The organism is Enterobacter cloacae complex sp. S3, assembly GCF_014930495.1.
Lineage (GTDB): Bacteria > Pseudomonadota > Gammaproteobacteria > Enterobacterales > Enterobacteriaceae > Enterobacter > Enterobacter asburiae_B.
Genome location: NZ_JADBRD010000031.1, coordinates 36,699 through 57,271, shown reverse-complemented (window position 1 = coordinate 57,271; position 20,573 = coordinate 36,699). Strand labels below are relative to the sequence as shown.

Here is a 20,573-nt window from a genome sequence, read left to right as displayed (position 1 = left end):
TTTAATTAATTTAAGTTTTGGAATGGCCGATAACCATAAGGAATAATTTTCCTTGAGGTATTGGTTTATGTCGTTGAAAAAGTCGTCCCTGATCGTCCTGTTCTCGCTGCTTTTCTTCTTTGTTGTCAGCACTGTCACCAGCGTTGGCCTCATCATTAAAAGTAATAATTCCCTGGATAACGTTAACAAAGAGATCCAGGTTGTGCTGTCCATTATTGACCCCATCAACCATAGCCGTACGCTGCGCGTGCGGGTGATGGAGTATGTGAAGATGGTGGAAGCGGGCAACTCGGCAGACGGGGCTGCAAAGTTAACCGCCGTGAAGGAGGCGCTGACCAAAGCGGACCACGCCTTTGCGGCCTTTATGGCTTCGCCGCGTCTGACGGATGAAGCGCCGCTGGTGACTGCCTATCAGGACGCCTGGCAAAACTACCGCAACCAGGGGCTGGCGCCGCTGATCGATGCCGCCGAGGCGCACGATGTGGCCAAATTTAACGCGCTGATCCCGGAAGTCTCCCGCCTCGACCGCCAGTACGAGATCGTTCTCGACCAGGTCCTTTCCGTCCACCAGAAATATGCCAAAAGCCTGAACGAAGATGCGAGCAGTAACTTCGTCTCAGGCCTGGCGATCATTGCCGCTATTGCCAGCCTGTTTGTGGTGGTGATTGTCGCCGTCAGCCTGCTGATGAAGCGCTTTGTCTTTGCGCCGGTTAACCTGGCGCGCGAGCACTGCAGCCAGATTGCGGCGGGCAAGCTGGACGTTCCGGTACCGGTCAAGGGGAGCGCACATAACGAAATCGATCATCTCATGAGCTCAATGGAGCAGATGCGTCAGGCGCTGCTGGCGACCATCGCCCAGGTGCGCGATGCGAGCCATACCGTAACGCACGCGGCGCAGGAGATTGCCTCCGGGAATATCGACCTGGCGTCACGTACCGAGCAGCAGGCTTCGGCGTTAACCCAGACGGCAGCGAGCATGGAAGAGCTGAGCGCGACGGTGGCGAACAATACCGACAACGTTTACCAGGCCGGGAAACTGGTGCAGGACGCGGTGAAAAATGCCCACACAGGTGAAGCGGTGACCCGTGAAGTGATCGACACGATGAACACCATCGCGGCGAACTCGAAGCGTATCGAAGACATTACCAGCGTGATTAACAGCATCGCCTTCCAGACCAATATTCTGGCGCTGAACGCGGCGGTTGAAGCGGCGCGCGCCGGAACGCAGGGCCGTGGCTTTGCGGTCGTGGCCAGCGAAGTGCGCACCCTGGCGCAGAAAAGCGCGGTGGCGGCTAAGGACATCGAAAGCCTGATTGCGCAGTCTGTCTCCAGCGTGAAAAACGGAGCAGAGCTGGTCAGCCGCTCGGGCGAGGTGATTGACTCGATTATTTCGTCGGTGAATAAAGTGAATACGCTGATGGAGCAGATCTCCGTCGCCTCCGAAGAGCAGAGCCGCGGGATCAGCCAGGTCGGCCAGGCAGTGACCGAGATGGATGGCGTGACCCAGCAGAACGCCGCGCTGGTGCAGCAGTCCGCCGCGGCAGCGGCCTCGCTGGAAGAGCAGGCGCAGCAGCTTTCGCGGAGTATTTCGAGTTTTAGTTTGCCGGTGCAGGCTTGATTGTATGAGGGGGGCTCCGCAGGGAGCCTTTTTTGTATCTGGTGTAACCGTTTCTGTATAATTCAGGACGTCTCTATAGGCAGCACAAATCTAATATTAATTATCACCAGGGAAAATTATGTTAATTATTTTTAGTGGGCTACCCGGCAGTGGTAAAAGCACCGTTGCAAAAATAGTTACTCAAAGGCTGGGGGCGGTCTATCTGCGGGTTGATACTGTTGAGCAGGCCATTCGTTCAGTCTATGAACCGGGTGAGGAAACGGGGCCGGAGGGCTATTTTGCCATCTATGGTTTAGCAAGTGAGAATCTTAAGCTCGGCTCCACCGTTGTGACCGATTCCGTTAATGATATTAACCTTGTGCGAGATGCTTTCCGCAATATTGCTCTGTCGTTGAATGTCCCTTTCCTGGAAGTTGAAATTGTCTGCTCAGACGAAAAAGAACATCGTTATCGCGTAGAGAACAGAGTATCTGATATCCCGGGACTCACGCCTCCTGACTGGGAACGGGTAAAAAACCGTGAGTATGCCCCCTGGGAGAGAGAACATCTCATATTGGACACCGCCCTGTTATCAGCGGCAGAGTGTGCAGATAAAATCCTGGAAATTAAGATCGCTCTAAACCGGCCTTAAACGGTGAACAAGCGCCAGCAATTGCTTTCACGGGGCGTGTGAAAATACGCTCTCCGCAAAATTATTCATTCACCCCAGCAATATTTCCCTCCCTCATCCGTCTACCTCATCACAAGCCATAATCAGTTACTGTAAACGAGGTAAACACCATGAGAGATTTTGATATGCACGACAGAGGTCACGGGCGCGGATTCGGTCGCCACCGTATGGGTAAGGGCTTAGTCATCGGCGCGGTGATTTTCATCGTGCTCGGCCTGGTGGTGATGACCCTGTGGAACGCCTTGCTCCCGGCGATTCTCGGCGTGAAGGCCATTGGCTTCTGGCAGGCGCTGGGCATTCTGGTGCTGAGCCGCATTCTGTTTGGCGGATTAGGTTTCCGCCCGGGGATGTTTGGCGCGCACCGCCGGATGCACGAGCGCTGGATGAACATGACGCCCGAACAGCGCGAGGCGTTTATTCAGCAGCGCCGCGAAGGGTTTGGTCGCCACGGTCGCGGCCACTGCGGCTGGCACGGTCATCGTGACGATAAGCGCGACGACGCCACGCCAAAAGCGCCGGAAGCAGAGTGAGCGAAATGAAAGCCGGGGAGGCGGGCGGATCCATGCTAATGTCGGCGCTCAATGCCTGCCGCGCCCGGCTGACAGCCTTCATTCGCGGACGGACGTCCGTCCGCGATGATGCCGACGATATTTTGCAGGAAGTGACGTATCAGCTGATGAAAGTGGAGCAGCCGGTCGAAAACGTCGCCGCCTGGCTGTTCCGCGCGGCGCGTAACGAGATGACCGACCGGGCGCGTAAAAAGCGCGAAGTGTCGCTCTCCGGCTATTTTACGGGCGAAGACGAAGAGGGTTTCCCCGAGGACGAGCTGGCCGAAACCCTGTTCGGCGTGCCGCACACGCCGGAAGAGGAGTACCTCAAAACGCTGCTGTGGGAAGAGCTGGGGCAGGCGCTGTCTGAACTTCCACCGCCGCAGAGGGAGGTGTTTGAAAAGACCGAACTCCACGGCTACAGCATTAAAATGCTGGCAGAGGAGACCGGTGCCAGCGAACAGGCTTTGTTATCCCGCAAGCACAAGGCGGTGCTGTTTCTGCGCACGCGGCTGCGCGACGTCTATGACGCGCTGACGGGCGAATAGCGGCGACAGACAAAACCTTACACTTCCGGCACTTGTAGATTCATCACTATCGTTTATGATCGGGGCGTCTTGTTACTCTGGAACGTTATGCGCAACCGTCAGCTCCTCGGAAAATGGCTTTTGATCGTCACCTGTCTCGCGATGGCGCTTTGCCTCGTGCAGCGTGCGGTGATGCTCAACCATTTTTTACAGGGACTGGATCCGCAAATTTCACTGAGTGCAGATGCCCCGGCTCAAAGCAGCAATACCGAACAGCCCGGCCCGTCGCCCTGCCAGCTGGGCGCACACTCGCTGCTTTGCGCCCAGCCGCTGTTCTTCGACGGCGCGCTGCCGGCCATTATTATCTTCTTCGCGCTGCTGCAGCTGTTTACGCAAGGGCGGGCATTGGCTCCCGCAGAACAGCCCGTTCAGGCGCCGCCTCCCCGAATACACCTTAAAAACTGCGTTTTCCGTGAATGAAAATCATCGTCCTCACACGATAATTTTCACTGTTCACGGAGTAAAACATGGTTAACCTCTTCAGGGGATTCGTCTTCCTGTGGCTGTCCTGCATCGGCATTGTCCATGCGGCAGACACCGGCTGGCAGGTTTCCCCACAAAACGATCACGCCCGCATCCGCTTTCAGGCGGAAAGGGAACAAACGCACGTTAAAGGCCTGCTAACCGTTGAGCTAAAGCCCGGCTGGAAAACCTACTGGCGATCGCCGGGCGAGGGCGGCGTCGCGCCGAAAATCAGCTGGCCGGAGGGCGTAACGGATAGCTGGTCCTGGCCGGTCCCGTCGCGCTTCGATATCTCCGACATGACCACGCAGGGCTATCACGACAAGGTCACTATCCCGATTACGCTCGACGGGGTGAAGGGCGACACGCTCGATGGGACGCTCACGCTTTCCACGTGCAGTAACGTCTGTCTGCTGACGGACTACCCGCTGCACCTCTATTTTACCCAGCCGGCGGACGAGGGCTTCCGTAGCGAGTTCGAGCAGGCGATGCGCGCCGTGCCCGGTACGTCAGGCGTATCCAGGGATCTCTCCGCATGGCTCGCTGGCGACAAGCTGGTGATTACCGGCACGACGGACGGGAAGTGGGATAATCCGGGGATCTACTTTGACCCGCTGGAGGGGGACATTCTTCCCGGCGAGCCGGTCATCAAACACGACGGCAATACCCTTCGGGTGACGGTACCCGTGACCGACGAATGGGGAGACAAGCCCGCCTCGCTGGAGGGCAAGAGGCTGTCGTTTGTGCTGACCAGCGGCGGCAATGCGCAGCAAACCACCATGACCGTTGGCGCGACGCCTGCTGCACCTTCTGCGCCTGAAGGGACGGGCAAAATGGTGCTCTTTGCGCTGCTGGGCGGGCTTATCCTCAACCTGATGCCCTGCGTGCTGCCGGTCATGGGCATGAAGCTTAACAGCATCCTGCAGGCGGGATCGGACAGGCGCGCCATCAGGCTGCGCTTTCTGGCCACCAGCGCCGGGATCCTCACCTCCTTTATGCTGCTGGCGGGGATGGTGACCGCGCTTAAGCTGGCCGGGGCGTCGCTGGGGTGGGGCATTCAGTTCCAGAACCCGTGGTTTATTGGCCTGATGGTCGCCGTCACCTTCCTGTTTGCGCTAAACCTGTTTGGCGCGTTTGAGATGCTGCTGCCTTCCGCCGCCACGGGACGGCTGGCGACGGCAGGGGGATCGGGGATTGGCGGCAGCTTCTGCGAAGGGATGTTCGCCACGCTGCTGGCCACGCCGTGCTCCGCGCCGTTCCTCGGTACGGCGGTCGCCTTTGCCCTTGGCGCACCGCTACACTCCCTGTGGCTGATCTTCCTGATGCTCGGCGTGGGCATGAGCCTGCCGTGGCTGTTTGTTGCCCTGGTGCCGAAAACGGCCATGCTGCTGCCGAAACCCGGCCGCTGGATGAACACGCTAAAAGTCGTTCTGGGCCTGATGATGCTCGCCTCCAGCCTCTGGCTGGCAACATTACTGAGCGTGCATCTGGGCAAGGCGGTCAGCCAGATTGTGATGCTGGTGCTCATCGCCGTCGCGCTGGCGCTGTTCGCGCTGAAGGGGCAAAAATCCTCACCGCTGTTCTGGCTCGTGGTTATCGCGCTGTCGGCGTTTGGTGGGTATCAGGCGCGCGGGCTGCTTAACGCGCCGCCTGCCGCTCCGGCACAAAATGCTGCGCAGACCATCCCGTGGCAGCCGCTCAGCGAGGAGGCCATCCAGCAGGCGCTGGTGCAGGGAAAACGGGTGTTTGTGGATATCTCGGCGGACTGGTGCGTGACCTGCAAAGTTAACGAGCATCGGGTGCTGAATCAGCCGGACGTTATTGCCGCGCTGCGCCAGCCGGACGTGGTGGCCCTGCGCGGAGACTGGAGCCAGCCGTCCGCGTTTATCGCCGATTTTCTGGCGAAGCGAAACCGTTACGCCATTCCGTTTAACGCAGCGTATGGCCCCGGTCTGCCTGAGGGGGAAATCCTCTCGCCGCTGCTGGACAAGCGCACTCTGATCGCCACCCTGAATAACGCAAAAGGCTAAACGTATTATGAAAAAACTCCTTATTACGCTTCTGCTCCTGCTGGCGCCGGTTCAGGTGTTCGCTGCCCAGCCGCTGACGCCGGACCAGGAGCAGCGGGCGCAGAAGATGGTGTATGATTTTCTGTTTAACGATCCAAACTCTCCGCGCATCGGCGCGAAAAACCCAAAGCTCACCCTGGTGGTGTTTACCGACTACAACTGTCCGTACTGTAAAAAATTCGATCCGTATCTGGAGAAGATCGTCGAAAAACACCCGGACGTGGCGGTAGTCTTTAAGTTTTTACCTTTCCGCTCGGAAAGTTCGCTGACCGCCGCGCGCGATGCGTTAACGCTCTGGCGTCAGGAGCCCGGGCAGTTTATGAAGCTGAACCACACCCTGATGGCGAAAAAGGGGTACCACGATGACGCCAGCATTCAGGAGGCGCAGAAGCGGGCGGGCGTGAGCGTCGCGACGCCGGATGAGGAGAGCCTGATGACGATCAAGCGCAGCCTGATCGTCGCGGAAAAAATGGGGATCCAGGGCACGCCCGCCACGCTCATCGGCGAGGGACTGCTGCCCGGCTGGGTGCCGTTTGAACAGTTCGACGAAATGGTCAGTGACGCACTGAAAAACCGCTAACCTGAAGGGGGCGGAATGCCCCCGACAAACCGGAGAGGGAAATGAAAAAATTACTGTTACTTTCAGCGCTGACGGCGTCAGGGCTGGCGCAGGCGGCTGAAGCCATACCGGACGTGGTGAAGCACTTCGGCGAGCAGCAGAACATTAAAATCATCAAGAAGCTGGATGCGCCCGGCGGCGCGCCCGCCTGGCTGGGGCAGTATCAGGACATGGGCGTGACGCTCTTTTTAACGCCGGACGGCAAGCACGTCATCTCAGGCTATCTGTACGATGACAAAGGAAAAAACCTCAGCGAGGGCTATTTCCAGAAAGAGATCTACGCCCCGATGGGACGCGAGATGTGGAAGAACCTCAACGCGGCGCATCCCCTGAAGGAAGGGGCGGATAACGCCCCGCGTAAGGTCTTTGTTTTCGCCGATCCGTTCTGTCCGTACTGCAAGCAGTTCTGGGCCGAAGCGCAGCCGTGGGTGAAGGCGGGCAAGGTGCAGCTCAACACGCTGCTGGTGGCGTTTCTCAACCCCAAAAGCGGACGTAACGCCTCGGCGATTCTGAATGCGAAAGATCCGGTTTCGGCCTGGCGCGAATACGAGCTTTCAGGTGGCAAAAAATTACCGAAGCCAGAGGGCGAGGCTTCCCGCGAAACGGTAGCGATCCTGCAGAAGCACCAGACGCTGATGGACAGCCTGGGCGCTAACGCCACGCCGGCCATTTACTATCTGAATGCGGAAAATGAGCTGCAGCAGGTGGTCGGTATGCCGGATGCGCAGCAGCTTGAGGCGATGTTCGGGCCGAAGCCGTAAAAAAACAGGCAGAAACGGGGCGTTTCTGCCTGATGGCATTTAGCTTCCCCAGCGTCCTTTCAGGTAGTTCACCGCCTGCTGGGTCTGCGGCTGGTTCAGGTAATCTTCCCGGAACAGGATGGTGCCGTTGACGTTGGGCAGCGAATCGTTGAGATCGAGCTGCTTTTTCAGCTCCGGCACGCCGCCCTGAACCGTCCAGTCCGGCTCGTTTCTCGACGGCTCGCCCACCTTGTAGAACGCAATGCCGATATACAGGCGAGTGTGGGTCGGCTTCACGACGTCGGCCCACCATTTGGTCAGCACGTCGTAGCGCGCGGCGTCCCGGGAGAAGGGCCAGTAAATCTGCGGAGCGATGTAGTCCAGCAGGCCCTGCTGAACCCACTGCCGCGTATCGGCGTAGGACTCATCGTAGGCCGCAGCGCCACGGGTGTCCGAGCCTGCCGGGTCAAAGGAGCGGTTACGCCACACGCCCGCCGGGCTGACGCCAAACTCAACGTCGGGCCTGGTCTGTTTAATCGCGCGGGAAACCTGGACGATCAGCTGCTGCGTGTTGTGTCTACGCCAGTCGGCCTTTGAGGCAAATCCCTGGCCGTACTGCCGCCAGGTCTGCGAATCATTGAGCGCGGACCCCGGCGATTCGGCGTAAAAGTAATCATCGAACTGCACGCCGTCTACCGCGTAGTTCGCCACCACTTCGGTCACCACTTTGGTTATCCAGTCGCGCACTTCCGGAATGCCGGGGTCGAGCACAAAACGATCGCCCGAGATGCGCACCCACTCAGGGTGCTGGACATAGACGCTGGACGGGGTCTGATAGGCGGTCCGGTTCAGGGCGGCGATGGTGGACGGTTTGGTGTTGGTCGACACGCGGTACGGGTTGAACCAGGCATGCACTTTCATGCCGCGCTTGTGCGCTTCATCCAGCATAAACTGCAGCGGATCGTATCCCGGATACTCGCCGATGTTGCCCGTCAGCATATCCGACCACGGCAAAATTTTTGATGACCAGAGGGCCGTGCTGTCCGGCTTCACCTGGAAAAACACAGTGTTAATGCCGAGGCGCTTAAGGTTGTCGAGCTTGCTTGTCAGCGCCTGCTTTTGCATCGCGATGCGCTGGTCCGCGCTGCGGCCGTTCACCGAGGCTACCGGCGGCCAGTCGAGACGAGAGACGGTTGCCAGCCAGATCCCGCGCATCGGCTCGTTTGCCTGCTGCGTCGGTTTGCTCGCGGTGGGAAGAGGGGTAACCAGTGATTTCGGCGGTTTGGAGGAGCAGCTCACAAGTAAAAGCGCGCAGGCAGCCAGCGCACCAATCCGTTTTACGTGTCGCGTCATTTGCGTATTAGCTCTTGATAATCCGACTGTTGGCCCAGGGATTAAAGGCGGGCGCCGCCTGTTCTGTGCTTACCTCATCGTTGAGGGAGTCCAGATACAGGGCTTCCACTTCCGCGCGCGCCCACGGGGTGCGGCGCAGAAATTTCAGGCTCGATTTAACGCTGGGATCTTTTCTGAAACAGTTAATTTTGATTCGGTCGCCCAGTTCGCTCCAGCCGTATTTTGCCACCAGGGCATTGACCATCATCTCCAGCGTTACGCCATGCAAGGGATCTTTGGAAATATGTGCAGTCATAGGTGTCCGGATGTCTCAATGTTTGTGGGGGCAGGGTTTCCGGTGAAAGGGTACAAGAAAGCAGGGGAAGCGGCAATTTTCCTTTTCCCTCGCTCATTTTATGACGGACTCCGTGCGCTGATTTTCACCAACCCTTTTTCCCGCCTTGTTTTCAATCGTAAACCCGATCGACACCTCATCCTGACCCACGGGCGTGACCGTCAGCGTTTTGACCATCGTTCCCGAATCAGCGGGGATCGTCATCGTCATCGTCCCCTTTGCCAGCACCTTAGCGCGCTGGGTGATGCGCCACGAAAGACGACACTCGCTGCACGGTTTCCAGGTGTCGTTGATGGCCCAGAGACGCACGGTCGCCGCCGTGCCGGATTTCCACTGCGGGGTGACCGGTTCAATTGAAGGCAGAACAGGCTGGTATGCGCGTTTTAACGCGTAAAAACCGGCTTTAGGCTGACGCAGGTAGTCCACCACGCCCCAGTTGATGGAGGGCCAGGTCTCGACAAACATAAAATGAAACAGGGCCGTCACCGGCTGGTAGCGCTGTCGGCGATAGCTCTCGGCCGCCGTGGCGACGAGCCGGGACTGATACGCCTGGGTATTGCGGATCATTTCCTGAATGTTGTTTCCGCGCGGTATACCGGCAAATTTAAACGTCTGAAAGGGCTGGAAGTTATGGTATTTCCAGACGCTCCAGCCGGGATCGTCGGCGGCGGTCGTTTTGGGCCAGCGATGCGCAGCCGGAATGATGGTTTTTAGCGTGGACCAGCGGGGCAGCGCCTGCGCGCCAAACTCGGTGATGATCCCCGTTTTGGCTGGCGCCAGCAGGTCGCGCACGGTACCGAAGTACCAGCCCGCCCAGTAGTGCTCCTCAACGGCGGAGAAGCGGTGCACGATGCGGGAGGTATCTTCGGCAAGCGTGTCCGCCACCCGCTGCGTGAGCTCGCGGTTGAGGTTTTTGTTCCAGTCCGGGAAGCGTTTTTCCATCCACGGCGAATTCCAGGGCGGTTCGTTATGGCCGCCCCAGACGATGATGGCGGGTGAGTTGCCAAACTGTTCGATCATCTCCCGCGTCTGTCGAACCGCATTTTTGGTAAAGGCGTCGCTGCTGTCGTAGCCCCACTGCAGCGGAACATCCTGCCAGATCATCATGCCCATCTCATCGGCAACGTCATACAGCGCGCGCCCGGCAACGTGTCCGTGCACGCGAATGGCGTTGGCGTTCATGGCTTCTGCCAGACGAAGATCGCGACGATATTTTTCTCGCGTCATGGTTCCGAGCCAGGGAGAGCCAATGTAATTGCTGCCCTTAACAAAAAGGCGCCTGTCGTTAATGAGCCAGCCTTTGTTGTCTGGCTGCTCTACGATCTTGCGCAGCCCGGTTCGGGTGACTGCCGTATCCATTAACCCTTTTTCATCCCGTAATGAGACGCGAACCGCGTACAGATGGGGTTTCCCGGTGCCGACCGGCCACCACAGTTTTGCCGCAGGCATGGGCAGCGTAACACGCGCGGAATGGGCGCCGCTTTCCAGGGTAACCGGAAAGTCTGCCTGGAAGCGTTTGCCGCTGAAATTGGCGGGCGTGGCGGTGAGCCGCACGGTTGCCGGGCGCTGACCGAGCGCGCGATAGCGAATCTCAGCCTTCAGTTCAGGGCTTTTCAGCCCCTGGGACCAGTCAGGCCGAAGGATGATTTCATCCAGGGTGGCGCCCCGGCTCAGATGCAGCCTGACCGGCGCCCAGATGCCGCCAGAGTTGGCGTCCTGTCCTTCCGGCGACCAGGCGCCGCCGGGACGCGTGTCATGCTGATTAAGAATCCCCTTCATGACCGTTTTATGCAGCGGCCAGACCTTATGCGGATCTTCGTAAGGGCTATCCACCCGAACCACCAACTGGTTGTGACGTTGTAACGCAGCGCTGGCGTCCAGCGAAAAGCGCTGAAAATAGCCCTCGTGCTTGCCCAGCGGCTGGCCGTTTAGCGTCACATCGGCAAGATAATCGACGCCGTCAAACACCAGGGTGCTCATCACGTCGGGCGGTTGAAGGGGGAGCGTAAATGCGTGCTTATACCACAGCGCGCCCTGATGATCGTACCCCGCGCTGTACCAGTTGGCAGGAACTTTCAGCCCGCGCCAGCCTGACGCGGGAGGAGGCGTGCCGTCGTTGGCGTCCTGAACCCGCCAGGTGCCAGCAAGTGACCAGCTGACCGGTGTCGGGTTCGCCGCCAGCGGTGGAATAAACAGCGCAAAGAGCAGCGCGCAGCTACGGGTCATGGTTCGTTTATCCCTCGCGCGTTGAGCCACGCCATCAGGCGCTGCGATTCCATTTGAAGTCGCCGGTTTAGCGCCGCAAGCTGTTGCCTGTCCTGCGTGTGCGCCTCGTTCTCCAGCGTCTGCAGCTGACGGGCGAGTAGCCCGAAATCCAGCGTGACGGCTTCTCCGCGCAGCTTGTGGGCCGCGCGGCGCAGCGCTTCGCGGTCATCGTTGTCGATAGCCCGGGCGATCGCTCTTATGGCCTCCTCCAGCCCTTCGCCAAACAGGGCCAGCAGCTCCTGTACCAGGACAGGGTCGTCAGCGCACTGTTTCAGCAGGCGCGCTTCATCAGGAAAAAGGGAGGAATCATCATGACGCTCAAGCACGCGAGCAATCTCCTCAGCGAGACGCTCCTGGCTGATGGGCTTGGCAATATAGCCGTCGAAGCCCATGTTAAGACAGCGCTCTTTATCCCCCTGCATAGCGTGTGCGGTCATGGCGACGGCAGGCTGAGCCGGTCCGGGCCGGGAGCGTTCCTCCTCGCGAAGCAGGCGAATGGCGGTTTCACCGTCCATCTCTGGCATCTGGAGATCGATAAGCAGAACGTCCCACACGCCCGCGCGCCAGCGCTCAAGCAGCGTGACGCCGTTATCGACGATCTGACAGGTATGGCCGAGACGTTCCAGCAGGCGCGCGGCGACCTTCTGATTGACCAGATTATCTTCAGCCAGCAGGATCCGCAGCCCCGTAGCGCCCGGGGCGGCGACGGGGGCGGGGGCGGTTTCCCCCACGGTCTTCGGCGCACGTTCAAACGCCGAGGCAATCGCCTGATGCAGCTCGTCCTGAGCAATAGGCTTATGCAGATAGGTTTTGATGCCGATCCGCTTCAGCATATTGATATCAAAATGTCGGCTCATGGAGCTCAGCATGATGATATGGCTTTCAGAAATCTGCGGCAGCACCGAAAGCTCAAGGGCCAGCGACACGCCGTCCATATCCGGCATCTGCGCGTCCAGCAGGATCAGCGGCCATGCCGTTCCGGTTTTAACCCGGTTGATGGCCTCACTGGCGTTGTTAACGCAGGTGGGTTTCAGCCCCATCTGGCTCAGCATGGCGGCCAGCAGCCGGAGGTTAGTTTCGTTATCATCCACCACCAGCACGGGTTCACCGCTAAAGCGCTGGCTACGCGGGCGTTCCTCCGGGGCAAGAAACTGCGTTGCAAGCGGCAGGACGAAAGAAAATTCGCTGCCTTTCCCCGGCTCGCTGGTGACCGTTAACTCGCCTCCCATGGCCGCAACCAGCCGCGCCGAGATGGTTAGTCCGAGCCCCGTGCCGCCGTAGCGGCGGGTGGTTGAGTTATCCGCCTGGCTGAAGGCTTCAAAGATGGCCTTCTGCTTTTCAGCCGGGATGCCAATACCGCTGTCGCGCACCCGAAAACGCCAGTAGTCCTCGCTATCGCCGGGCTCAACAACCAGGATGACTTCCCCCTGGTGCGTAAATTTCAGCGCGTTGCCCAGCAGATTGGTCAGGATCTGGCGCAGCCGCGCGCCGTCGACCATCAGCACGTCGGGGACGTCTGGGGCAATATCAACCAGAAGCTCAATGCCTTTTTCGCTCGCGCCCGGCATATGCGGGCGAATAAGCGACTGGATAAAGGGGCGGACAGGGACAGGTTCCGCCTCCAGCTCCACTTTGCCAGCTTCAATACGGGAAAAGTCGAGAATATCGTTGATGATATGCAGCAGAGACTGGGCCGAACTCATCACCAGCGTCAGGTAATCGCGCTGATCGGCGTTGAGAGTTGTGTCAAGGCACAGCTGGGTCATGCCAATAATGCCGTTCATCGGGGTGCGGATTTCATGACTCATGTTCGCCAGAAATGCACTTTTAGCCTCATTGGCTTTTTGTGCCTCAATGGCCGAGGTGAACGCCTGTATTTCAGCCTCCTTGCGCCGCGTAATATCCTGCAGCGTGCCAATCACGCGCTCGGCGTTTCCCTCAATAGAGAGCGTGACCACCTGGCCGGAGAGCAGCATCCAGCGCAGTCCTTCGGTAGGGTGATGCACGCGAATTTCACATTCAAAGACCGGACGATGATCCTGCTTCGAAGCGTGCAGCGCCTTGCGCAGCGCAGCGCGATCGTTCTCGTGGACCTGATTGAGCAGAAAACGCACCGGATATCGCCACTGGGTGCGCGACTGGCCCAGCATGGCAAGCAGGGTGTCGTTAACCTGTAACGCGTCGCCAGAAACCTGCCAGTCCCAGATCCCAATATGAATGGATTCCGCCGTCAGCAGAAAATCGTCGTGCAGCTGGTGACGCGCGCGCTGCGCTTCATCCAGCTCTGTAATATCGCTGTGCAGGCTGACAATACCGCCGTCCGCCAGGCGCTGATGCTGGACGAAGATCCGCCGCTGGCCCGCCTGCCGAACCTCACAGTGTTTATCCTGCCGACAGTTGCGAATAACCGACTCGCGCAGCGTCTGACGAAGGCCGGGGTCGACGTTATAAACGGCGTCGATAAAGCGTTCCGCCAGCGCTTCAAGCGTTGTGCCCGCCTTCAGCCACGGGGTGATGACCGGATAAAAAAGGGCCACGTTGTGATTCCAGGCCTGCAGGCGTTCATCGCGGTCATAAATCATGACGGCAGCTGGCAGCGCGTTAAGATCGTATGTAAATGCGCTCATCGTGATCCTCCCTACGCGCGGTAGTGCAGTTCGGCCTGTCGGCGCAGGTATTCCAGCCCGGGCGCTATCGCCATCGCCCAGGCCGTCAGGATCTCATCGTCGCACTGCGGGTCGCGCTCGCTGACCGCGCTCAACATCGCTTCTCGCCAGAGCGCGAAAAATCGTGGGGGGAGGTGCAGGCCGTCGTCGCTTTGCTCCCGCGCCAGACGCTCGAGAAAATCAGGGACGATCAGGGCGCCGTCCACCGCAAGCATGGCGAAGAAACTTTTAAACAGGGTTTGCTGACCCTCTCGATCCGGCAGGCGAGAAAAATGCTGCTGCGTCTCGGGTGACATATGGACGAAGGCGTCATAGAACGTCTGAAAAAACGCTGTTTTGTCATTATTCGGAAAAACGCGGTTCAGACTGGATTCAAACAGATCGCGGTAAAACTTCACGGCGTCCTCCTTGCGGCGTTTTCGCCCGGCAGACAGTGCCCGACTGGCGTATATTCCTCTGCCACACGGCGCGTAAAGTAGCTCTCTTTCTTAGACCGGCGGGCGTCAAACAGCGGCCCGGCGTTGTGCTTAAAGAAAAGGGCTTCCAGAACCGTGGCATTGGTAGAAAGGGTCAGGGAGGCGTTGGTATCGCCCGTGGCTTCAAGGCGGCCTTCGTACCAGCCTTTCTGCGGATCGTTAAGGTGCTCGGTGACCGACATCAATACGTCGGTATAAGGGGTGTCCCACAATGCCCACAGCGCAAAGACCGCTTTTGTCGACACCTGCGCGAAGCGGGTGTAATCCCGGCCATCGTCGCCAACAGAGTTCCAGGCATAGCCATTTCCCCAGACGGTATCCTGTATATGCCAGGGCGCCTGAGGGAGCGCAAAATCTGCCCTTGCCGTCAGGATCTTATCGGTCTCCCAGCGCGTTTTCTGGCTGAGCCAGACGTTTTCCGCCTGCTTGCGCAGGCGCTTTTGCCGATCGGCCGCAACGCCCTCTGGCTCCCAGCCAAACTCCAGGCCAGGCAGCATATAGGGAAGGGTAGTTATCAGGGAGGGCTGCCACGTGGTACGCGGATCGCGGGCATCCACAGCAAGGCGCCGCTGGGCGATGATGACGTGGTGCGCCGGGGGCGTAAACGCTTTATCCGGGGAAAATCCCCACAGATGAAACGCCGTCGCGGCATATTCGCTTTCGCCCAGGCGCAGCTCCTCACGGACCACCGGCTGGCCGTTTTGCAGGGAAGAGGACCACAGTTCGCCTTCACCATCGATGACCGGGCAGAAGTTCCAGCGCAGAATGATTTTATCCAGATACTCGCTGTACTGCGGCTCCCGCTCAGCGGTGAGGCGCAGGGCGAGCATCAGACGAGCCATGTCGCGCGCGGACCAGCCATTTTTAGCGGGCTTGCCGCTAAAGTCGATCGTCGCTGCCGTCTGGCTGGAATAGAGCCGTCCTGGCGTCCGGGTCTCGGTCAGCATCAGGCGGTTGAGAGTGCCCATCAGCCGCGTCAGGCGGGCGTCATACTCGGCCTCATCAATCAGCCCCAGCTCTTTTGCCGCCAGCAGGGCGATAAGCGTATCGCCCATTTGCCAGAGCGTGACGCGGGGCTGTTTGTCGCTTCCGTTGACCAGTCCGGTTTGCGGCTGGGTATTGTTGACGAAATAGCGCCAGGCGATCGCCGCCCATTTCTGTTCTTCCGGCGTCAGGGCAGCGATACGCGCGCTGGAGTGCCAGCCGCCATTGATTAGCCAGCGCCAGCCAGCCCCCTGATGGCCAAACAGAGTAAAGATGACCACACCTGCGAGGAGTAATCCCGCGAGCCCTCTGGCTAAGGTTTTAAGCATTGCGCAGTCACCGGAGGCAGTTTAACCGGCTCGTCCGCGCTGCAAGACGCGCACTGACAGGCCTGACAGGCGGGTTTGGTGCGCTGCGTGACGCCGGTCCGGTCGCACCAGCTTTTTACGGCCGGCGTGCTGGCAAGGAACGGACGGCTGCGCAGGGCGTTGTTCTCTTCAAACTGATCGAGCAGCTTTTGATCCCACAACGACGGCGCAAAATCCTTGCTCTTCGGGTTGTCGGTGTTGAAGGCCAGCAGTTTCCCCTCTTTTTTGAACAACAGGGCCTCCAGCATGATGCCGTTATTGTTCGCGGTGAACTCTTTGATCGGCCCGTCGCCGTTTTCATACAGCCCTTCGTAGTAGCCTTTTCCCTCTTCGTTGGCATTCTCAATGGTGTTCAGCAGGCGATCGGTATAAGGCGAGTTCCACAGGACCCACATTCCCAGCGCCGCCTTCAGTGAAATTGCGGCAGCGTTAGGGACGAATTGTCCTTTGTCGGTAATGGTGTTCCAGTTGTACCCGTCGCTGAAGACGGTGTCATAGACGAAGTATGGCGCTTTATCGAGCTGGTGCTCAGAGCGCGCGGTGAGGACGCCGGTGATGGTGTAGCGGTTCTCCTGAGCCTGATAAACGCGATCGGCAAAGTTTTTCATCCACGTCAGGGAGTAGTCGCGCGGAGCGTTATCCCGATCGGTCGGTTTATCAAAGCCGAACTCCAGACCGTAGAGCAGGTAGGATTCCGTCACCACATAGTTATGCTGAGACGTGTTGCGCGGGTCGCGTGAATCATACGGAACCAGCACGCAGTAGATTTCGGCCAGCTCGTACGGCTGCGGACGGCTGGCTTTACAGGTATTGAACCCCCACAGCTGGTAGCCCGCCGCGCCGTACTCTTCATAGCCCAGCCGGCCTTCCTGAACATACTTCGGCTGGCCGTTCTCCAGATAGGCTCCGTACAGCGTGCCGCAGGGGTCGATCGCATGGCTGAAATCCCAGCCGAGCACCACGTTATCAACGCTGTTGCCGTATTCCGGGTAACGTTCTTTGATGATTTTCAGCCAGACCAGCATTCGCCCGATGTCCAGAGCCGAGAAGCCAATTTCGCCGGGCTTGTTGGTGTAGTCCACCTTCTGGCCGCTGATGGTGTTATAGGCTTTGTTGGGCAGCTCGTTGCGGAACAGCACCAGGGTGTTTAGCGTGGCGAGAAATTTCAGCATCCGGCGATCGAATTCTGCTTTATCAATGATCCCCAGCTCGCGCGCCGCCGTCAGTGCGGCCAGATAGGAGGCGCTGTCCCACATGGTGGTGGAAGGATATTTGTTGACCGCATTCACCAGCCCCGTCGTGGGCTGATAGTTTGAGACGAAATACTGCCAGGCGTTTTTCGCAATGGTCATCTCTCGGGCCGTCAGCTCGCCGCTGCGAGGGGAGTAACCAGATGCAGGCAGCCCAGTTTCCGCGCGCGCGGTCGAGAGCGCCAGCCAGCAGATCGTTATTCCCGTGAGCAGGTAGAAAAGGATCGGGGATCGTGGCTTCATGGCGTTGCTCCTGCGGGAGTGGATGAATGGGGGGCCGTGTGAAGGCAGGCCAGACAGAGCATCTGGCCGTGCGCGATATACGACAGACTTTCCAGTACGATGGCGTTGGTGTCGGCGTCCACGACGCTATTAACGCTGTTATTAAGATTGAAACCGCGCTGCCAGCCTTTACCCGGCACCAGAAGCGGCAGAACCTGCTGGCGCAGCGCCTCGCTCCAGCTGTTGCGGAACAGGGCATACCAGGCAAACGCGGTGCGGGTGGAGGCGATCGCGACTTTCTCCGGCACTTCGTCACGCAGGGCGCGCGCCTGTACCGGCTGCCTGTTTGGCAGATCGGTAACGTAATCCGGTGCCGGTTCGGCATAATCCGTGCTGATAGGAGGTTTTGGTGAGCGCAGGCCGTGGCGCCGCTGCTGGATCTGCATAATCCGCCACGCAATTTCAGCGCTCTGCGCGTCAAAACCCAGTTCGAGTCCGGTTAGCAGATAGGGCAGACTGATCAGGGAGGTCTGCTTGCCCCAGGGCGTGCGCAGCCCTTCATCAGGAACCATGATCCCATCCAGGTCGATCATTTTTTGCCCCTCAGGCGGATTGGTGACCGCGAGGCCCGCCGCACTGTCAATTAAGCGCAGCGTATGGCTGGCATAGAGCCGATAGCCAAAGCTGTCCCGCTGTTCGTCATTGGTCAGAGTCCAGTGATGGAGCGGCACGGCCGCCTGGCTTTGAGTGTTGCTTTCAATCAGCTTGCCGATGCTCCAGACGCTAAACAGATCGCGGATGGCCGCCGCGTGCTGAGGATAGCGCCAAAGGAGAGTCTGAAGCGCCGTCAGCAGGCGGCTCAGGCCTATTGCGGATGCGTCAGGTTTTCCCAGAATTTTGAGGGTGTCCGCATGGTAATACGCGGCAGGGAGGCCTTTCTCATTAAGCGGCAACTGCCCCAGCGTAAACAGGGCCGCGCTGACCCTCTCGTCAAACTCATCGGTGGAAATGATATTGAGCTGCTCTGCGGCAGCGGCCGCAAACAGGTAGCTTCCCACGCTCCAGAGGCTCAGCCAGGGCTCACCGTCGCTGGCGTTCGCCAGGCCGTTTGGCTGGGTATTATTCACGTAGTATTGCCAGGCTACCCGCGCCCAGATGGCCTCGTCATAGGTCAGCTCACGTTTTGCGGGCAGCGGAGGGAAATCTTTACTGAGCGCGATGCCGCCGCTGCTCTCCACGCGCGACGGCATTTGTTTCTCAACCCATACCACAATGGCAAAGCCGAGCAGGAACCCCAGCAGAATAGTGAGATAACTGCGCGCGGAAAGCAGGGCATCACGTATTCTCATTGGGTGACCTCATCCTCTTCGGCGGGCGTCCACATGGCTGCGAATATCAGCGGCAGCATGGCGGCGATGTTCACCCCTCCCCAGAAAATATTGATGACGTAGCCGGAAGGGTCGTCGACCTGGCCGCGTGCAACCTGAATTCCTCCCCAGATAAGCCCTGCGAGGGTCAGCACTACGATGGCAATCTGCGGCTTCACCAGATAGAGAAAACGGCCCGTCTGCCGCTCTTTTGGCGTGACGTGAAATTTGATCTGCTCGCCCCGCAGCACCGTATTGAGCGCGCGCAGATTCATGGAAAAGAAAGAGAGGTAGGAGGCCCTGCCGTCCCAGGCCGAAATCCCCCATGTCCCGAACATAAAGGCCAGCTCGGAGAAAATAAAAAAGGGGAGAAAATGGAGATAGAACGGCGTCGACCAGGCCGATACCGGCGGAATGCCGGTGAACAGATAAATAATGGGTGAAATCAAAAATACCGTGTTCCACACGCAGGCCATATAAGACCAGAAGGTTGTGGCATACATCAGCGTCTGGGGGAGTGAAAGCCTGAAGCGACGACGGCTGAAGATATTGTCATGGAACAAAATATCCAGCGAACCTGCGGCATATTTAAAGCGCTGGATCATCCAGGTCAGCATATCCTGCGGAGAGAGCATCTTCGACTCAACGCGCGGGTGCATGACCGAACGCCAGCGTCGTGCGGCGTCACCGTGCAGCAGCACCGAGGTGTAAATATCTTCGGAGACGTGAAATTTGTAGGGCGTTAACTCAGTGTCAAATGCCACGTGGGGGCGCATCGCCTCCTGTAGCGCGCTCCGCGTTTCGTCATCGCGTATGTCGCGGGTATGGCGATGGATCTCCTCTTCGACGGACCAGACGTAGCTTCTCAGCGCGGCCTGCATAACCGCCTCGCGACGGTGGATGGACGCCGCGCCGCAGCAGAATGCGGCGTTGGCCCAGTTGCGCCGCCGCAGGATGACGTCATAGAACATGCGCGGATCGTTAAAAAACGGGTCGCGGCCAACCGTGACCGGGCCGACACACTTTTGGATCAGCCAGCCCAGGCCATAGCCCATTTTTCCGGCTTTCCGCTGACCCCAGCGCGACAAACTTTCTCCTTCCGGGAGATCGAAGAACCACTGCGGCGTCTGCACCCAGGCCACGTCAGGGTTGCGGAAATAGCCCAGCGTATGGCTGAGAAGGGTGGGAAATACACGGGTATCGGCGTCGCAGATAACAAGAAAATCGCCGTCGGTTTGCTCAAGACCATTGCGCAGGTTACCGGCCTTAAATCCGATGTTGGTCTGGCGACTGATGTAATTGACGCCTTCCTCATCGCAAACGGCTTTCATCTCCGGGCGACGACCGTCATCGAGGACGTGGATGCGGTAGTCAATCGGGTACGGGTAATCCATCTTCATGGCGTCACGAATGGACAGCCTCACCAGCTCGGTGTCTTCGGAGTAGGTGGCAATGAACAGATCCACCTTAACGGGACGGGGCTCTACGGCCTCCTCCGGTGACAGGCAGTCGTTAATCTCGCTCGGGGGCGGACTCTGGGGAGGATCCTGTTCTTTCCATAAGTTGATGGTAAACAGCACGGTACCGATCCAGGCCAGGGTTTCGGCGAGGACCAGCGGTATGGCGTACCATAACGCGTCCGTGTTCAGGGAGGCGGTCCAGCGCCAGTAAATATAATTTGCGCCCAGAATAAGCGCCGCGACCGCTAACACCTGCCAGGTCATCATTACCCAGCGCGGCGTTTTCAACGGTTCCGGAGGTCGACGATGTTCAAAACGGGAAAAATAAAAATCCATAGTTCCGGCGTTCCTGATTCCGTGAATATGCAGACCCATTCTGCTGCAAAGGCAGTTGCCAGAAGGTCAAAGAAAATAGCGAATAAACAAGATTTAAGGTAAGTGTAGAACGCCGAATAAAAGTGTCCAGCCACGTTCATTACTATTATTTAGTGGGGGTTAATTAAGGTTTAATTCTG

At 58.6% G+C, this 20,573-nt stretch carries 17 protein-coding genes; 8 read left to right on the top strand and 9 right to left on the bottom strand.

All coding sequences use genetic code 11. The features are described from left to right. The first annotated feature begins 67 nt into the window (after window positions 1-67). The 8 genes from IM317_RS17830 to dsbG all read left to right on the top strand — a co-directional run bounded on the left by IM317_RS17830 (window position 68) and on the right by dsbG (window position 7,334). Window positions 68-1,618 carry a methyl-accepting chemotaxis protein gene (locus IM317_RS17830; RefSeq protein ID WP_049015109.1) on the top strand — a complete coding sequence of 517 codons (1,551 nt, stop codon included), beginning with the start codon at window positions 68-70 and terminating at the stop codon, window positions 1,616-1,618. 118 nt (window positions 1,619-1,736) lie between these two features. Continuing rightward, window positions 1,737-2,249: an AAA family ATPase gene (locus tag IM317_RS17825; RefSeq protein WP_033145610.1), complete on the top strand. Its 513-nt coding sequence runs from the start codon at window positions 1,737-1,739 to the stop codon at window positions 2,247-2,249. A gap of 149 nt (window positions 2,250-2,398) precedes the next feature. Beyond that, a complete protein-coding gene (locus tag IM317_RS17820) occupies window positions 2,399-2,818 on the top strand; it encodes a hypothetical protein (RefSeq protein WP_029741320.1) in 420 nt (139 codons plus the stop codon). A gap of 5 nt (window positions 2,819-2,823) precedes the next feature. After that, the gene (locus IM317_RS17815; protein ID WP_080277788.1) at window positions 2,824-3,384 is read left to right on the top strand and encodes an RNA polymerase sigma factor; all 561 of its coding nucleotides are present in this window, start codon (window positions 2,824-2,826) and stop codon (window positions 3,382-3,384) included. Between the two features lie 87 nt (window positions 3,385-3,471). Then, entirely contained in the window at window positions 3,472-3,843 is a 372-nt protein-coding gene (locus tag IM317_RS17810) for a hypothetical protein (RefSeq protein WP_033145608.1), read from the top strand. A gap of 47 nt (window positions 3,844-3,890) precedes the next feature. Continuing rightward, window positions 3,891-5,915: a protein-disulfide reductase DsbD gene (locus IM317_RS17805; RefSeq protein ID WP_060568778.1), complete on the top strand. Its 2,025-nt coding sequence runs from the start codon at window positions 3,891-3,893 to the stop codon at window positions 5,913-5,915. Window positions 5,916-5,922: 7 nt separating this feature from the next. Next, window positions 5,923-6,534, top strand: coding sequence for a DsbA family protein (locus IM317_RS17800; protein WP_033145606.1), 612 nt, complete (start codon window positions 5,923-5,925; stop codon window positions 6,532-6,534). Window positions 6,535-6,575: 41 nt separating this feature from the next. Then, the gene (gene dsbG / locus IM317_RS17795) at window positions 6,576-7,334 is read left to right on the top strand and encodes a thiol:disulfide interchange protein DsbG (RefSeq protein WP_033145605.1); all 759 of its coding nucleotides are present in this window, start codon (window positions 6,576-6,578) and stop codon (window positions 7,332-7,334) included. A gap of 39 nt (window positions 7,335-7,373) precedes the next feature. Here dsbG and IM317_RS17790 read toward each other — a convergent pair whose 3' ends face one another. From IM317_RS17790 to IM317_RS17750, 9 genes are all read right to left on the bottom strand, one after another. Next, entirely contained in the window at window positions 7,374-8,666 is a 1,293-nt protein-coding gene (locus IM317_RS17790; protein WP_033145604.1) for a glycoside hydrolase family 10 protein, read from the bottom strand. 7 nt (window positions 8,667-8,673) lie between these two features. Beyond that, window positions 8,674-8,961, bottom strand: a complete 288-nt coding sequence (locus IM317_RS17785) for a VF530 family DNA-binding protein (protein WP_033145603.1) — start codon at window positions 8,959-8,961, stop codon at window positions 8,674-8,676. A gap of 93 nt (window positions 8,962-9,054) precedes the next feature. Further along, on the bottom strand, window positions 9,055-11,226 hold the full coding sequence (locus IM317_RS17780) for a glycoside hydrolase family 2 TIM barrel-domain containing protein (protein ID WP_033145602.1): 2,172 nt from the start codon (window positions 11,224-11,226) through the stop codon (window positions 9,055-9,057). Continuing rightward, on the bottom strand, window positions 11,223-13,892 hold the full coding sequence (locus IM317_RS17775; protein WP_033145601.1) for a response regulator: 2,670 nt from the start codon (window positions 13,890-13,892) through the stop codon (window positions 11,223-11,225). Before IM317_RS17775 ends, IM317_RS17780 begins: the two co-directional genes overlap by 4 nt. An 11-nt stretch (window positions 13,893-13,903) precedes the next feature. Further along, window positions 13,904-14,329 (bottom strand): globin, encoded by a 426-nt coding sequence (locus IM317_RS17770; protein WP_033145600.1) that lies wholly within the window; start codon window positions 14,327-14,329, stop codon window positions 13,904-13,906. Continuing rightward, complete coding sequence (locus tag IM317_RS17765) at window positions 14,326-15,720, bottom strand: DUF3131 domain-containing protein (protein ID WP_033145599.1); 1,395 nt, start codon at window positions 15,718-15,720, stop codon at window positions 14,326-14,328. The genes IM317_RS17770 and IM317_RS17765 overlap by 4 nt, the downstream gene beginning before the upstream one ends. Beyond that, window positions 15,705-17,252, bottom strand: coding sequence for a DUF3131 domain-containing protein (locus IM317_RS17760; protein WP_033145598.1), 1,548 nt, complete (start codon window positions 17,250-17,252; stop codon window positions 15,705-15,707). The genes IM317_RS17765 and IM317_RS17760 overlap by 16 nt, the downstream gene beginning before the upstream one ends. Beyond that, window positions 17,249-18,580: a DUF3131 domain-containing protein gene (locus tag IM317_RS17755; protein ID WP_033145597.1), complete on the bottom strand. Its 1,332-nt coding sequence runs from the start codon at window positions 18,578-18,580 to the stop codon at window positions 17,249-17,251. Before IM317_RS17755 ends, IM317_RS17760 begins: the two co-directional genes overlap by 4 nt. Then, window positions 18,577-20,394 carry a glycosyltransferase gene (locus tag IM317_RS17750; protein ID WP_033145596.1) on the bottom strand — a complete coding sequence of 606 codons (1,818 nt, stop codon included), beginning with the start codon at window positions 20,392-20,394 and terminating at the stop codon, window positions 18,577-18,579. The genes IM317_RS17755 and IM317_RS17750 overlap by 4 nt, the downstream gene beginning before the upstream one ends. Between the last annotated feature and the right edge of the window lie 179 nt (window positions 20,395-20,573).

What these genes read in the sequence shown, in the direction of transcription:
- IM317_RS17830 (WP_049015109.1), top strand. Translation starts at nt 68, where the DNA reads ATGTCGTTGAAAAAGTCGTCCCTGATCGTCCTGTTCTCGCTGCTTTTC.
- IM317_RS17825 (WP_033145610.1), top strand. Translation starts at nt 1,737, where the DNA reads ATGTTAATTATTTTTAGTGGGCTACCCGGCAGTGGTAAAAGCACCGTT.
- IM317_RS17820 (WP_029741320.1), top strand. Translation starts at nt 2,399, where the DNA reads ATGAGAGATTTTGATATGCACGACAGAGGTCACGGGCGCGGATTCGGT.
- IM317_RS17815 (WP_080277788.1), top strand. Translation starts at nt 2,824, where the DNA reads ATGAAAGCCGGGGAGGCGGGCGGATCCATGCTAATGTCGGCGCTCAAT.
- IM317_RS17810 (WP_033145608.1), top strand. Translation starts at nt 3,472, where the DNA reads ATGCGCAACCGTCAGCTCCTCGGAAAATGGCTTTTGATCGTCACCTGT.
- IM317_RS17805 (WP_060568778.1), top strand. Translation starts at nt 3,891, where the DNA reads ATGGTTAACCTCTTCAGGGGATTCGTCTTCCTGTGGCTGTCCTGCATC.
- IM317_RS17800 (WP_033145606.1), top strand. Translation starts at nt 5,923, where the DNA reads ATGAAAAAACTCCTTATTACGCTTCTGCTCCTGCTGGCGCCGGTTCAG.
- dsbG (WP_033145605.1), top strand. Translation starts at nt 6,576, where the DNA reads ATGAAAAAATTACTGTTACTTTCAGCGCTGACGGCGTCAGGGCTGGCG.
- IM317_RS17790 (WP_033145604.1), bottom strand. Translation starts at nt 8,666, where the DNA reads ATGACGCGACACGTAAAACGGATTGGTGCGCTGGCTGCCTGCGCGCTT.
- IM317_RS17785 (WP_033145603.1), bottom strand. Translation starts at nt 8,961, where the DNA reads ATGACTGCACATATTTCCAAAGATCCCTTGCATGGCGTAACGCTGGAG.
- IM317_RS17780 (WP_033145602.1), bottom strand. Translation starts at nt 11,226, where the DNA reads ATGACCCGTAGCTGCGCGCTGCTCTTTGCGCTGTTTATTCCACCGCTG.
- IM317_RS17775 (WP_033145601.1), bottom strand. Translation starts at nt 13,892, where the DNA reads ATGAGCGCATTTACATACGATCTTAACGCGCTGCCAGCTGCCGTCATG.
- IM317_RS17765 (WP_033145599.1), bottom strand. Translation starts at nt 15,720, where the DNA reads ATGCTTAAAACCTTAGCCAGAGGGCTCGCGGGATTACTCCTCGCAGGT.
- IM317_RS17760 (WP_033145598.1), bottom strand. Translation starts at nt 17,252, where the DNA reads ATGAAGCCACGATCCCCGATCCTTTTCTACCTGCTCACGGGAATAACG.
- IM317_RS17755 (WP_033145597.1), bottom strand. Translation starts at nt 18,580, where the DNA reads ATGAGAATACGTGATGCCCTGCTTTCCGCGCGCAGTTATCTCACTATT.
- IM317_RS17750 (WP_033145596.1), bottom strand. Translation starts at nt 20,394, where the DNA reads ATGGATTTTTATTTTTCCCGTTTTGAACATCGTCGACCTCCGGAACCG.